The organism is Pseudorhizobium flavum, from assembly GCF_044142885.1.
Taxonomy (GTDB): Bacteria; Pseudomonadota; Alphaproteobacteria; order Rhizobiales; family Rhizobiaceae; genus Neorhizobium; species Neorhizobium flavum.
This window is the reverse complement of sequence record NZ_JBIOKZ010000001.1, coordinates 96,818-110,291: the sequence shown is the minus strand read 5'-3', so window position 1 is coordinate 110,291 and position 13,474 is coordinate 96,818. Positions and strand designations below refer to the sequence as shown.

Sequence of the window (13,474 nt, the reverse complement as noted above, 5' to 3'; positions counted from 1 at the left end):
CCTGACCTTACTGCATCAGCCCGGCTTCTTTGTAGTAGCGCTCAGCGCCGGGATGAAGCGGAACGGGCATGCCGTCGAGCGCCTTCTTCGGGTCAATTGCCTTTGCCGCAGCGTGCGATGCTGCGAGGCGGTCGAGGTTCTCGAACAGCAGTTTCGTCATCTGATAGGCGGTCTCTTCCGAAACCCCCTCATGGGTGATGAGGAAGTTGCCGACGGCTGCCGTCGGAACGTCTTCGGTCTGGCCGTCATAGGTGCCGGCGGGGATAGTCACCGCCATATAGGGGGCGCCGATCTTTTCGACATCCGCCGCCGGAACGGCAACTACGTTGATCGGCAAGGAGGTTGCGAGGTCGCGGATCGAGGCAACCCCGAGGCCGGCCGACTGCAGTGTCGCGTCGAGCTGGCGGTTCTTGATCAGTTCAACGGATTCCGCAAACGGGAGGTATTCTGTCTTGCCGAGGTCCTCATATGACATGCCTGCAGCTTCGAAGATCGCCCGGGCATTCAGCTCCGTTCCCGACTTCGGTGCGCCGACGGACAGGCTCTTGCCCTTCAGGTCGGCCAGCGACTTCACGCCCGACTCCTGGCTGGCGACGATCTGGATGTAGTTCGGATAGATCGCTGCGATACCGCGCAGCTTGTCGAGCTTGCCGGGGAACCCTGCCTCGGTGTTGCCTTCCCAGCCCATCTGGACGGAGTCACCGAGCGCGAAGCCGATCTCTCCGCGGCCGGCCTGCAGCAGGTTGAGGTTTTCGACGGATGCCTTGGTTGCTTGCACCTGTGTGCGGACGCCCTCGATCTTCTCTCCATAGATTTCCGAAAGAGCAACGCCCAGCGGATAGTAGACGCCCGAGGTGCCGCCGGTCAGGACGTTGATGAACTCCTGCGCCCTGGCTCCCGTGGATGCGAAAGTGGCGGAAACCGCCAGGGTGGCGGCGAGCACGAGGTTGATTTTGCTTGATTTCACGATTGTTCCTCCCAAAGCCATCGTCAGCAGACGCTAAACATGCGGAACTGGAAGGGGGTCGTCAATCGCTTTGTGCCCGAAGTGGGGCAAACTTCTTACAAGCTTGAACTAATGCCGTGTTCACTCGCCGTCGAGGGGTTCCACGCCCTGCGGTTTGCCTGCTCGGTCGAGGCGGATTTTCTCGATTCGGTTCTCTGCCGCGGCAAGAAGTTTCTCGCAGTGATTCTTCAAGGCTTCGCCGCGTTCGTAGATGGCGATGGACTCGTCCAGCGCCACGTCACCCCGTTCCAGCCGCGCAACGATGCTCTCGAGCTCCGCTACGGCCTTCTCGAAGGTGTAGCCGCTGACGTCGATGGTTTCCGCGGTCTCGGTCATGTTCAGCCCTTCATCAGTCTGCAGATGTGCAGCCCGGCTGATTCCGCCAAGCCTTCCAGATCATAGCCACCCTCCAGCAGGCTGATAAGCCGGTTCCCGGCATATTTCCCCGCTATTTCCATGAGACGCCCGGTCGCCCAGTCGAAATCGTCGCCGACGAGGTTGATCTGCGCCAGCGGGTCTCGATGATGCGCGTCAAACCCGGCCGAGATGATCAGGAAGTCGGGGCGAAAGTTCTCAAGCGCGGGTATCACGCGGCTCTTGAACGCTTCCCGGAAATGCTCACTGGCGGAATCCTTTTCCAGCGGTGCGTTGACAATATTACCCTTCGTGCCGGTCTCGTCCTTCGCGCCCGTCCACGGATAGAGCGGCATCTGATGGGTGGAGCAGAACAGCACGGATGGGTCATCCCAGAAGATGTCCTGCGTTCCGTTGCCATGATGGACGTCCCAGTCGACGATCGCCACCCGCTCCACGCCATAGGTCTTCTGTGCGTGACGTGCGGCAATCGCGGCGTTGTTGAAAAGGCAGAAGCCCATCGCTTTGGTCTTTTCGGCGTGATGGCCCGGAGGGCGCGCAGCAACGAAGACATTGTCGGCGGCACCAGTGAACACGTCATCCACGGCTGCCGTGGCCGCACCGACGCCGGTCAGCGCCGCCTCCAGGCTTCGTGGACCGACGTAGGTATCGGCCTCGATCTGGTGAACCTCGTCCTCTTCCGGGATCTCGCGCACCACCGCCCGCAGGTGCTCCTCGGGATGGGCAAGCAGCACCGCATCCTCGCTTGCCTGCGGCGCCTTCTTCCGGTCCAGCTTTTCGAAATTGGGATGCTGGAGCGCGATAGCCAGCGAACGCAGCCGGTCGGCGCGTTCCGGATGACCTTCCGGCGTCCGGTGCTCCAGGAAGATGTCGTGTTCGTAAAGGCGGGTGGACATTCGGACCCTCGTATTCCGGTTTGCCACGAGATGGCGCAGATCACGCTCCATTTCAAGCAACTGCGCAGCCGCGCTTGTTTGAGGGCAAAGAATGGGCTTACATGATCAGGTCATGCCTGGAAGGTGCCGTGGATAGACAGCCCGCAGATTTCATCGAGTTTCAGGTCCCGTTCCGGGACGTCGACATGCATGGCGAGATGTTCAAGTCGGCTTACGTCGCGAGGGCGGAGGAAGCGCTGGCCTCCTTCTGGAAGCGGCGCCCGGCGGCGGCAGACGAACTCCATTTCACGGTCGGCAAGATCACCTGCAGCTTCCACGCCGCCCTGCGCCTGCACGATCAGGTTCGGATGGATGTTCATGTCAGCAAGATTGGCGGCAAGTCTGCCGGTTTCTTGGTTCGCATGGTCCGGGACGGCGAAAGCGACGCGGCGGCCGAGGCAGAGATCCTCTGGATTGCCTGCGATCGCCAGAACAAGGAGCCCGTCGCGCTCCCAGAGGACCTGAGGGACTGGCTATACGAGTTTCTGGATTAGTCTCTCGGCGACCTGCGAGCAGAACCCCGCGCGCCCTGGTTCAGCCGCCTGAGAAAACCGTTGACTCGGTATACAATCGACATCAAGATCACCACCAGGGCGCCGTGTTGGGAGGCATCAGTGCCCGTGAAATATCCTGATACATAAATAGTTTACACACTGCGTAGGTCTCGCTGCGCGTGGCCTATGCATGATGCCGTGATCATTCTGGGAGGAAGTCATGAAGCATCTGATATCGTCCACGGCCATGCTCATGGTCACGACGACCCTGGCATATGCACAGACCCCGGCCGTGCCTGACAACCTGGAAAAGCTGTCGAATTTCCAACGCACCGGCACGACCGAATTCACCGTCATTGAACAGAAGGGCGAGTTCGCCGACGGGGTCAAGAAGAACCTTGAGCGCATCAAGCTGCCCGAGGGGTTCAAGATCGAGCTCTACGCCATCGTGCCCGATGCACGTCACATGGCGGTTGGACCGCAGGGGATTGTTACGTTCGTAGGGACGAGGAAGGACAAGGTCTGGGCCGTCACCGATCGCAACAAGGATCGTGTTGCCGACGAGGTGAAGGACTTCGCGCCATCGCTGCAGTTCTCGATCCCCAACGGCCCCTGCTTCTCGAAGGACGGGTTCCTCTACATCGCGGAGCAGAACCGTGTCCTGCTGTTCCCGGCTGCGGAGTTCTTCTACGAGAGCCCGGATGTCGCTGCGTTCAACCTCGTGAAGAAGGGCGAGTTGATCCCGCCGGAGCATGAGAGCTTCAACCACACGGCGCGTGTCTGCAAGATTGGTCCCGACGGCAAGATCTACATCTCGCTGGGCCAGCCGTTCAACGTTGCGCCTGCGGAGAGCCTCGATACCTTCAAGGAGCACGGTATCGGCGGCATCATCCGCATGAACACCGACGGGACCGGACGGGAGGTCTATACCTACGGCATCCGCAATTCCGTGGGGCATGACTTCCATCCGGTGACGGGTGAACTCTGGTTCACCGACAACCAGGTGGACGGCATGGGCGATGACATCCCCCCGGGCGAGATCAACCGGCAGACGGAAGCCGGCCAGAACTTCGGCCATCCGTGGTATGGTGGCGGCTCCATCCGCACTACGGAATATGAAGGGCAGGAGGTCCCGGTCGAGGTTGTGATGCCCGCCGTCGAGATGGAAGCGCATGCCGCAGACCTGGGGATGACATTCTACACCGGCAACATGTTCCCGGCGCGGTACAAGAACGCGATCTTCTCCGCACAGCACGGATCCTGGAACCGTACGACCCCGATCGGCGCCCGCGTGATGGTCACCTTCATCGATGAGGAAGGAAAGGCCACGAGCGAGGTCTTCGCGGAAGGCTGGATCGACGAGAACGGCGAGTATCTCGGTCGTCCGGTTGACGTCGCGCAGTTGCGCGATGGCTCTCTGCTGGTCTCCGATGACCTCGCCGGCGCCCTCTACCGCATCTCCTACGAGGGCAATTGATGCGAAGCGTGATGCTGGCATTCCTGGGTGGGGTTCTCCTCACCCAGGGCACGGTAGCCGGGGCGCAGGAACTCGCGGGCGATGTCGAAGCGGGTCGGAAGAAAGCCGGGATGTGCCGCACCTGCCACGGGATTGACGGGGTGGGCAGCATTCCGATCGCCCCCCATATCGGCGGCGAGAGTGCCGCATACCTGTCGCGGCAGCTTGCGGCCTTCCGCGACGGTACCCGCACCCACGAGATGATGTCCGTCGTGGCGAAGGGGCTTGATGATCAGGCGATCGCGGATCTTGCGGCCTGGTATTCGGCCCAGCAAGCGAGCGCGTCGCTGCCTTCGGACAAGAATGAAGACATGGCGCCCGCGGCCTGTGTCTCCTGTCATGGAGCGGATGGACTGGCGACCATCGACGATGCTCCGAATCTTGCCGGGGAGAATGCGATCTACATCGACACGCAGTTGAAGGCTTTCCGCAGCGGCAAGCGCAAGCACGAGATCATGTCGGAGATCGCTGCGGGCCTGAGCGACGCAGAAATCAGGGACGTCGCCGACTGGTATGCCGGAACGAAGCTCGAGGTCGTTCCGGTAAAGTGAGGTGGGCGCAGGCGGATCGGATTATCGCCCACCTCATTCGATCAGGCTCTGGCCGGCAGCAGCGGATATCCGGCCATGACCGCGCGGCCGGCAAGCGCGGCCACGACTGCCTTCACGACATCGCCCGGGATGAAGGCCATGGATCCGAGGAAGGCCTTGGTAAAGCCCAGGCCGGAAACAAGTGCCAGATAGCTTATGCCGAAGACGTAGAGCACGACGACGCCGCCCGCCACGGCGGCTGCGAAGAAGCCGGCTGTCTGCAGCATGGCGCTCTGCGAACTGCGGACGAACCGTTCCGACAGATAGCCGGTTACGAAGGCAGCGAACACCCAGCCGATCAGGAAGCCGGTTGTCGGCGCAGCGAAGACGGCAAGACCACCGCGTCCACCCGAGAGTACCGGCAGGCCGATGGCGGCAAGCAGCAGGACCAGCAGCACGGCGATGGTCCCGCGGCGCGCCCCCAGGATTACGCCGGAAAGCATCACGCCCATCGATTGTGCGGTGATCGGCACTGGGATGAAACCGAGCATGATTGGCGGCAAGAGGCCAAGCGCCACGATGATGGCGGCGAAGAGGGCTGCGAGAACGAGATCGCGACTGCTCATATGGAAGCTCCTAGGAATCGGTGGAGTGCTTGTGCCCGCGGATGCCGCGAGCGTCAATGGCGGCAGCGATCTCATCCGCGGCCTTCAGGGTCTGGATCGTCAGCGGCGCAAGGACTGTGGTTGGGCGCAGCTTCAGCCCGCGAGCTCGATGCGCCTGCTTCAGGAGGTCATAGCGAGACAGGACCTCCGGTACGAAGCGGATGACGAGGCCGACCGCAAGCCCGATGTCGTCGGCCCGCACGAAGCCAAGCCGCTCCAGCGGTCGCGCCGCCCGGCTAACCACGTCGATGAAGGCACCCACCGGCGTTGTCGCGGTGACAGCGGCGGCAACCAGCATCAGCGTGGTGAGCCGCAGCAGCGCCACCATGCCCTCTTCCACCGAACCCAGAAGGACGGTCGCCAGCGCCACGACGACGATCGTCAGCAGGATTGGTCGCAGGCGGATCCAGCCGGCTCTGACGCCGATGCCGGTGGAGGCATAAAGGACAAACCCAGCGAGCGCTGAAGCTCCGAGGATAAGCGGCGAGCGCGTCAGGAACACCGCCAGGCTCACCACGAGCACGAGGATGAGTTTTGGTCCCGCGGAAAGCTGATGGAGCAGGCTTCTGCCCTGGATGTAGAGGGAATTCATGCCCCGGCGATCTCGCGGTAGCGCCGGATCGCGTCCGCCGGCAGCCCGTCCATCAGGATCTGGCCTTCGTGGAAGAGCAGGACGCGATCGAATGTTTCGACGAGTTCCAGATCATGGCTGATGACGAGCACATCCTCCTCCAGCCGGTCGATTGTTTTCTGGACGAGGAGACGATTGCGCAGGTCGAGCTGGTTGGTCGGTTCGTCGAGGATCACTAGCGCCGGCTCGGTCACCAGGACCGATGCGAGCGCCGCAAGCTGAAGCTCGCCGCCGGAAAGTTCGTGCACCCGCCGGTCTGCCAGAGGCTCGATGCCGAAGCGGGCGAGCACGCCGTCGACCTTTGCTTTCACCTCGGTTCGCGTCAGCTTTTGGGCGCGAAGTCCAAGTTCGACGTCCTCTCGCAGGATTGGCAGGATGATCTGGTTCTGGGGGTTCTGGAAGATGAAGCCGACCTGGCTGCGCACGCCGTCGCCATCTTGCGCTGTGTCCAAACCGTTGACGGACACGCGCCCATGGCTCGGCTGGACGAGCCCATTGATCATCCTGGCGAAGGTGGTCTTTCCCGAGCCATTGAGGCCGATGATCCCGATTCGCCTTTCCGTCAGGGAAACCGAGATCGGCCGCACTGCCATGCGGCCGTCGAAGCTTGCTCCTGCCTGGAGAAATCTGACGTCCAACTTGCGTCCTCTCGACTGTGGAGGGCTCCCTATAGACCGGATGCCGGGGCAGGGGAATGCAAAACATAAGGTGAACATTGAACTGCGCCGATGATCGTCCTAATGTTGCCGACATGGCGATTCTCATCCCGAACGAGCAGGCGCGGCGAATCTTTCTTGAGCGGCAGGGCCTCTCCCTGCCCCCCTCCCGCAGACTCGACAAGGCCGGACTGTTGAGCCTGATCGACAAGCTCGGCTTCGTGCAGATCGATAGTATCGCGACAGTCGAACGCGCCCATCACATGATCCTGTTCTCGCGCAACCAGACCTACCGGCGCGAGCACCTGCAGCATCTCCTGGAGAAGGACGGTGAGCTTTTCGAGCACTGGACGCACGATGCCTCGGTCATCCCGTCTGCTTTCTTCCGCTACTGGAAGCATCGCTTTGTACGCCGCGAAGCCGTGATCGGAGAACGCTGGAGGAAATGGCAGGGAGAGGGTTACGACAGCGCTTTCGAAGAGACCTACCGGCGGATCGTCGAGGGTGGCCCTATCATGGCCCGGGAGATGAAGGCGGAGGAGCACAAGTCCGGCGGATGGTGGAACTGGCATCCCAACAAGACGGCGCTCGAATACTACTGGCACACGGGGAAGCTAGCGATCGCGGGACGGGTGAATTTCCAGAAGGTTTATGACCTCACGGAAAGGGTGCTACCGGCGCATCATCACGAACCGGAGGTCAGCCACGAGGAATTCGTCGACTGGGCCTGCCGCAGCGCGCTGACGCGGCTGGGATTTGCGACGTCCGGCGAGATCGCCGCGTTCTGGGCCCTCGTCACGCCGCAGGAGGCAAAGGATTGGGTCGACGCCCATCGCGACGAGTTGACGGAGGTGGTGATCGAGAGCGCCAATGGCAGCAGGCCGCGGGCAGCCCATGCCTTCCAGGATTTCCCCACTTCGCTGGATAGTATTTCCAAGCCTCCGGGGCGCATCCGCGTCCTCAGTCCGTTCGACCCCCTGCTGCGCGACCGCAACAGGGCTGAACGGCTGTTCAACTTCAGCTACCGGATCGAGATATTCGTGCCCGAGCCGAAGCGCCAATATGGCTACTACGTCTTTCCGCTGATCGAGGGGGAACGGATGATCGGCCGCATCGACATGAAGGCGGATCGCAAGGCCGGGTCTCTGGATGTCAGGCGTCTCTGGCTCGAGCCGGGCGTTCGCGCCTCGAACGGCAGGCTGGAAAAGCTGGATGCAGAGCTGACGCGCGTCGCGAAGTTCGCCGGTGTCGAGCGCGTCAACTACCTCGATGGCTGGCGTGGCTGAGGACGGAGGCCAGCCTTAGCAGATCACCGTCTCAGCGATCCGGATACCAAACCCTTCCAGGCCAACATAGTGCCGCTCGCTGCGGGTCAACAGTTTGATGGATGTAATGCCGAGGTCCTTGAGGATTTGCGCGCCGAGGCCGATTTCCAGCCATTCGCTCTCGCGCGCTTGGGCCTGCTCATGCGCTTCCTGATCGTGGCGATACTTGCGCCCATGATCCTTCTGGCCGACGCCGACAGAGCCTTCGCGCAGATAGATGATCACCCCACGGCCCTCCGTGGCTATCCTTTCCATGTAGGTATCAACCGCACGCTGTGCGCCGAAAACATCGGCTGCCACGTTCTCGAGATGCAGCCGGACCGGGATGTCTACCCCGTCGCGTATATCCCCGAAGACGATCGCGACGTGCTGCATCGGGTCCCAGGGCAGGGAATAGGCATGGCCCTTGGCCTTCCCGAAGCGGGTCTCCACATCGAAGCTCGACTGCAACTCGATCAGCGTTTCCTTGCGCTGCCGGTACGCGATCAGGTCCGCGACGGAGACCTGCTTCAGGCTGTGCTTCTCGGCAAAGGCCGCCACCTGGGCGCCACGCGTCACGGTGCCATCGTCATTGACGAGTTCGCAGATGACGCCAATCGGCGGCAGGCCCGCGAGCTTGCAGAGATCGACGGCAGCTTCCGTATGACCGGACCGCATCAGCACGCCGCCTTCGCGCGCGACCAGCGGGAATATATGACCCGGACGGACGAAGTCCGAAGGGCCAACGTTGGGATTGGCGAGGTTGCGGACCGTCAGCGTCCGGTCTTCGGCCGAGATCCCGGTCGTGGTGCCGTGCTTGAAATCGACGGTCACGGTGAAGGCGGTAGTATGCGCGCTGTCGTTTTCCGCCACCATGGCATTGAGGTTGAGGCGCTTGGCCTCCTCGCGCGGCATGGGCGCGCAGACGATGCCCGACGTGTGACGAACGATGAAGGCCATTTTCTCGGCCGTGCAGTGGACAGCGGCGACGATCAGGTCGCCTTCGTTCTCGCGGTCGTCGTCATCCGTCACGACGACGATTTCGCCGGCTTCGAAGGCACGGATAGCGTCAACGACGCGCTTCTGGTCATAGGCCATGGAGAAGGTCCTTATCGCTGCCGCCCGGTCTGCGCCCGGTCGCGGAGGTAATGGTCGGCGATGGCGCAGGCTACCATGGCCTCGCCGATCGGTACGGCGCGGATGCCGACGCACGGGTCATGCCGGCCCTTGGTGCGGACATCGATATTGTTTCCGTCGGCATCGATCGACTGCCGTTCCGTGAGTATGGAAGAGGTCGGCTTGATGGCGAAGCGCGCCACCACCGGCTGGCCGCTGGAGATCCCGCCCAGAATGCCGCCTGCATGGTTGGAGAGAAACAGCGGCTTGCCGTCATTGCCCATGCGCATTTCGTCGGCATTCTCCTCGCCGGAAAGTTCGGCGGTCGCAAAGCCGTCGCCGATCTCGACACCCTTCACGGCGTTGATTGACATGAGCAGCGAGGCGATGTCCTGGTCGAGCTTGCCGTAGATCGGCGCGCCCAGTCCGGCCGGGACGTTCTCGGCCACGACCTCTACGACCGCGCCGATCGACGAGCCCGCCTTGCGAATGGAGTCGAGATACTCTTCCCAGACCGGCACCGTCTCGGGGTCCGGGCAGAAGAACGGGTTCTGGTCGACCTGCGCCCAGTCCCAGTTGGTGCGGTTGATTTTGTGCTTGCCGATCTGCACCAGCGCGCCGCGAACCACGAGGTCTGGCACTACCTTGCGTGCCACGGCCCCAGCGGCCACGCGCGCTGCCGTCTCGCGGGCGGAGGAGCGTCCGCCGCCGCGATAGTCGCGGATGCCGTATTTCACGTCATAGGTATAGTCGGCATGTCCCGGGCGGTAGCGTCGCGCGATCTCGCCATAGTCCTTCGAGCGCTGGTCGGTGTTCTCGATCAGCATGGAGATTGGCGTGCCGGTGGTGACCATGGTCTCGCCGTCCTCGGCGAGCATCACGCCGGACAGCACCTTGACGATATCGTCCTCACGTCGCTGCGTCACGAACCTAGATTGCCCCGGCTTGCGCCTGTCCATCCCGCCCTGGATTTCGGCAAGCGTCAGCCGGATGCCGGGAGGGCAGCCATCGACGACACAGCCGAGCGCGGGCCCGTGGCTCTCGCCCCAGGTGGTAACTCGGAAAAGATGGCCAAATGTGTTGTGAGACATTCTGGATCGCCCGTGAAGAACCGGCCTTTGCAGGTTCCGACGGGGCTGTCTTATGGAAAACGGCGCCGGGCGACAAGCCCTTCTTGTCAGGCTGCGGCACGCGCCCAGCGGACGATCGCCGCCTCGGTGAACTCGGCGAACGACAAGGGTCTGGCGAAGGCGTAGCCCTGCAGCAGGTCGCACCCCAGTTCCCGCAGCATGGCGGCGTGCTGCATGCTTTCGACCCCCTCCGCCACAGTCTCGACGCCGAGCGAGCGGGCGATGTCGATGATCGAGCGCACGAGCGCCCGTTCCTGCGGCGAGTGCAGGATCGGCATGACCAGCTGCCGGTCGATCTTCAGGCGCTGCGGCTTGAGCTTAAGCACGCCGACGATAGAGGTATGGCCAGTGCCGAAATCGTCGATCTCTATATCGATGCCGAGGCCGCTTATCTGCTCGAGATTGCGCGCGACGACATCCTCGTGTTCGTCCAGGAAGATAGACTCGACGAGCTCGAACGCGATCTGCCCGGGCCTGATATCCAGCAGCTTCAGGCCTTCGATCAGCTTCTCGTCGTGAAGGCGACGGGACGATACATTGACCGAGACGCGCGGCACGCTCACGCCAAGTTCCGCCCAGCGTTTGAGGTCCTTCATCACTGTTTCCAGGACGATCTGGTCGATGGTTGCGGCGACATTCAACTCTTCGGCAATCCGCAGGAAGCGGTCCGGAGTGAGGATGCCGAGATGGGGATGGTTCCAGCGCACGAGGGCCTCGACCCCCGCAAGCTGACTGGTGCGCGCATCGAACTGGGGTTGGTAGCGCGTCGTGAACTCATGATTCTCGAGGCCCGCCAGCAGTTCGTCGGCCGTGCGCTTGTGGCCGACGATTTCGGCCTGCAGGTTCTGGGTAAAGAACTCGTAGCGGTTCCTGCCCATGGCCTTGGCCCGGTAGAGGGCAATGTCGGCATTCACGAGGACGCGGCGCGCATCGATGTTGACGCCACTTGCCTGCGCGATGCCGATCGAGACGCCGCCGCGGCACGCAAAACCCTCGAAGTCGATCGGCTGGCGAAGCTCGCCGATGATGCGGGTCGCCAGCTGCGCGACGCGATCATGGCCGTTCTCATCGCGAATGAGGATGACGAATTCATCACCACCGATGCGAGCGACGATGTCGTTCTCGCGAACATTGCGTGACAGCACCTCGGAGGCATGCACCAGCATCGCGTCCCCGGCCGCGTGTCCAAGCGTATCGTTGATCTGCTTGAAGCGGTCGAGATCCAGGTGGAGGATCGTGAGCTTCTGTCGTTCGGTGCGGCTCTGGCGCGACAGGAGATCCAGTTCCGCGTCCAGCTTGCGTCGGTTACCGAGACCCGTCAGTGGGTCGTGCAGCGCGTTGTGTTCGATGCGGCTCTTGGCGAATTCGAGTTCTAGGTTCTTGGCATCAGATTCGGCCTTGGCAGCCTTCAATTGGGCCGTCAGAACGGCGTCTTCTGTCACGTCGAAGGCGATGCCGACGACCTTGCGGCGCCCGTTTCGGTCGACCTGAAGCTGCCCGACGGAACGGATGTAGCGCACATTGCCCTCGCCCTGCGGAACGCGCACGACGAGCGTCTCCTTGATGCCGGAAGTCTGGAACCCGTAGGAGACTGTCTCCGCCATCTCCCGGTCGTCGGGGTGCACGAGCTTGGACCATTCGTGGTGCGAGACTATCCCGTCCGTGTAGGGGATGCCGTAGAGCTGGCACATGCGCTCGTCCCATCGCTCCGTCCGTGTTTCCAGATCGACCTCCCAGATGCCGCAGTTGTACGAGGCGAGAGCGAGATCGAGCTTGCTCGAAAGTTCATCGAGCTCCTGCTCGCGCTTGGAGAGCTCGTCGAGCGCGAGCTCCAGTTCGGCGTTCTTGATGTCGCTGACCGCCTTAGCATCGCGCAGCATCTGCGCCATCAGCATGTCGGCCGTCACGTCCCAGACGATGCCCGTGCTGCGGAGGGTTCCATCCGGATTGCGATAACTTGCGCCAGCGGATCTGAGGTAGCGGACCGCCCCGTCCTCCGTCGCGACGCGATAGGTTTCTGTGCATGCGGTCTTGGCGCAGATGCAGTTGAAGAAATGTGCTTCCGCCGCTTCCAGGTCCTCGGGATAGATCGCGCCGTGCCAGTCGTCCAGCCTGTTGCGCACCCCATCTTGTTCGCAGCCATGCAGAGCAGCCGAGCGGTCGTCCCAGAACAGGTGGTGCCCGTTGTCGGTCACCTCCCAGATCCCGATATTGGACGCTTCCATGGCGAGGTTGAAACGCTGTGACAGTTCCAGAAGGTTCGCCTCGCGGGCCTTCAACGCGGTGATGTTGCGGTTGCGTTCGCCGATGAGGATACTTGCCAGCAGGATCGGAAGCACGACACCAAGTCCGCCGAAGAGCAGGGAGAAGCGGTATTCGGCTTGGTTTGGTGCGGTCACGTCCCACCCGGTCGATGGCGCAACGACGACCTGCCAGACGGTTGTCGCCAACGGTATCTGCCATTCGAGCGGCTGAAGATCGCTGACGCTCGCTTGTCCGACGAAGGGGATTTGCACGCGGCTGTCGCGAATGGCTATCTCCAGTCCAGGAGCATTCGTCAGTCGTACTGCATCGAGATCCGGGACGAACTCGATGCCGGATGCTGTCATCAATGCGATCTTGTCGATCAGCAATGCTACGCTAATGGGCCGCTCCGTGCTTGCCGGGGCTTCGATGGGAGAGACGATGATGAGGAACGGGCTGTCAGGTTTCGACATGATCGCCGACGCTCGCCGGGCCACCTGCTCCCGCACGGCGGCAGCAAGCCTGTCGCCGTCGAGAGGTGACCGGCTAAGGAAGGTGTCAAGGCCGTTTTCCGATGCGACCGCGATCGCCGCTACACTGGGATTCCGCTGCAGTTCGTATTCCGCAAGCGCCTGGAAGAACTCCTCCGATCCGAACTCTCGCGATTGATGCGCGAGAGCCAGCCGCCCGGTCGCCGCTACTTCGTCATCGATTTCCGATTTGATGCGCAGGGAAACGAACATGATCGCTCGCTCCGCGCGTTCGCGCAATTCTTCCTGATATTGTCGCCGGTGTCGTTCATCGAGCGATAAGGCAAGGAGTAGAACCAGGCCGGCAACCGCCACGGTTGCTACTGCAAGAACCGGAGTCCT

At 62.3% G+C, this 13,474-nt stretch carries 13 protein-coding genes; 4 read left to right on the top strand and 9 right to left on the bottom strand.

Going from position 1 to position 13,474, the window contains the following annotated elements:
* Positions 1–7 precede the first annotated feature (7 nt).
* From ACEPP2_RS00570 to ACEPP2_RS00560, 3 genes are all read right to left on the bottom strand, one after another.
* On the bottom strand, positions 8–988 hold the full coding sequence (locus ACEPP2_RS00570) for a TAXI family TRAP transporter solute-binding subunit (RefSeq protein ID WP_139346226.1): 981 nt from the start codon (positions 986–988) through the stop codon (positions 8–10).
* Between the two features lie 99 nt (positions 989–1,087).
* Positions 1,088–1,342 (bottom strand): exodeoxyribonuclease VII small subunit, encoded by a 255-nt coding sequence (locus ACEPP2_RS00565; protein WP_395515459.1) that lies wholly within the window; start codon positions 1,340–1,342, stop codon positions 1,088–1,090.
* Between the two features lie 2 nt (positions 1,343–1,344).
* Positions 1,345–2,277, bottom strand: a complete 933-nt coding sequence (locus tag ACEPP2_RS00560; RefSeq protein WP_395515458.1) for a histone deacetylase family protein — start codon at positions 2,275–2,277, stop codon at positions 1,345–1,347.
* A 128-nt stretch (positions 2,278–2,405) separates the two neighbouring features.
* Between ACEPP2_RS00560 and ACEPP2_RS00555 the strand changes: the two genes are divergently transcribed.
* The 3 genes from ACEPP2_RS00555 to ACEPP2_RS00545 all read left to right on the top strand — a co-directional run bounded on the left by ACEPP2_RS00555 (position 2,406) and on the right by ACEPP2_RS00545 (position 4,877).
* Positions 2,406–2,810 (top strand): acyl-CoA thioesterase, encoded by a 405-nt coding sequence (locus ACEPP2_RS00555; protein WP_235864257.1) that lies wholly within the window; start codon positions 2,406–2,408, stop codon positions 2,808–2,810.
* Positions 2,811–3,030: 220 nt separating this feature from the next.
* The gene (locus ACEPP2_RS00550; protein ID WP_395515457.1) at positions 3,031–4,287 is read left to right on the top strand and encodes a PQQ-dependent sugar dehydrogenase; all 1,257 of its coding nucleotides are present in this window, start codon (positions 3,031–3,033) and stop codon (positions 4,285–4,287) included.
* A complete protein-coding gene (locus tag ACEPP2_RS00545) occupies positions 4,287–4,877 on the top strand; it encodes a c-type cytochrome (RefSeq protein WP_395515456.1) in 591 nt (196 codons plus the stop codon). The genes ACEPP2_RS00550 and ACEPP2_RS00545 overlap by 1 nt, the downstream gene beginning before the upstream one ends.
* Positions 4,878–4,918: 41 nt before the next feature.
* On the opposite strand, the gene ACEPP2_RS00540 is transcribed toward ACEPP2_RS00545, so the two are convergent.
* Genes ACEPP2_RS00540 through ACEPP2_RS00530 form a run of 3 tightly spaced genes read right to left on the bottom strand, consistent with a single transcriptional unit; the run spans position 4,919 to position 6,790 of the window.
* Complete coding sequence (locus ACEPP2_RS00540; RefSeq protein ID WP_142590075.1) at positions 4,919–5,482, bottom strand: biotin transporter BioY; 564 nt, start codon at positions 5,480–5,482, stop codon at positions 4,919–4,921.
* A 10-nt stretch (positions 5,483–5,492) separates the two neighbouring features.
* Positions 5,493–6,113, bottom strand: a complete 621-nt coding sequence (locus tag ACEPP2_RS00535) for an energy-coupling factor transporter transmembrane component T family protein (protein ID WP_142590076.1) — start codon at positions 6,111–6,113, stop codon at positions 5,493–5,495.
* Entirely contained in the window at positions 6,110–6,790 is a 681-nt protein-coding gene (locus ACEPP2_RS00530; protein ID WP_395515455.1) for an energy-coupling factor ABC transporter ATP-binding protein, read from the bottom strand. The genes ACEPP2_RS00535 and ACEPP2_RS00530 overlap by 4 nt, the downstream gene beginning before the upstream one ends.
* A 113-nt stretch (positions 6,791–6,903) precedes the next feature.
* Between ACEPP2_RS00530 and ACEPP2_RS00525 the strand changes: the two genes are divergently transcribed.
* Positions 6,904–8,094 (top strand): winged helix-turn-helix domain-containing protein, encoded by a 1,191-nt coding sequence (locus ACEPP2_RS00525; protein ID WP_395515454.1) that lies wholly within the window; start codon positions 6,904–6,906, stop codon positions 8,092–8,094.
* Positions 8,095–8,109: 15 nt separating this feature from the next.
* Here ACEPP2_RS00525 and ribB read toward each other — a convergent pair whose 3' ends face one another.
* The 3 genes from ribB to ACEPP2_RS00510 all read right to left on the bottom strand — a co-directional run bounded on the left by ribB (position 8,110) and on the right by ACEPP2_RS00510 (position 13,345).
* Complete coding sequence (gene ribB, locus ACEPP2_RS00520; protein ID WP_152340807.1) at positions 8,110–9,210, bottom strand: 3,4-dihydroxy-2-butanone-4-phosphate synthase; 1,101 nt, start codon at positions 9,208–9,210, stop codon at positions 8,110–8,112.
* An 11-nt stretch (positions 9,211–9,221) separates the two neighbouring features.
* Positions 9,222–10,319, bottom strand: a complete 1,098-nt coding sequence (aroC, locus tag ACEPP2_RS00515; protein WP_395515453.1) for a chorismate synthase — start codon at positions 10,317–10,319, stop codon at positions 9,222–9,224.
* A gap of 86 nt (positions 10,320–10,405) precedes the next feature.
* Positions 10,406–13,345, bottom strand: coding sequence for a bifunctional diguanylate cyclase/phosphodiesterase (locus tag ACEPP2_RS00510; protein WP_395515452.1), 2,940 nt, complete (start codon positions 13,343–13,345; stop codon positions 10,406–10,408).
* Positions 13,346–13,474: the final 129 nt, after the last annotated feature.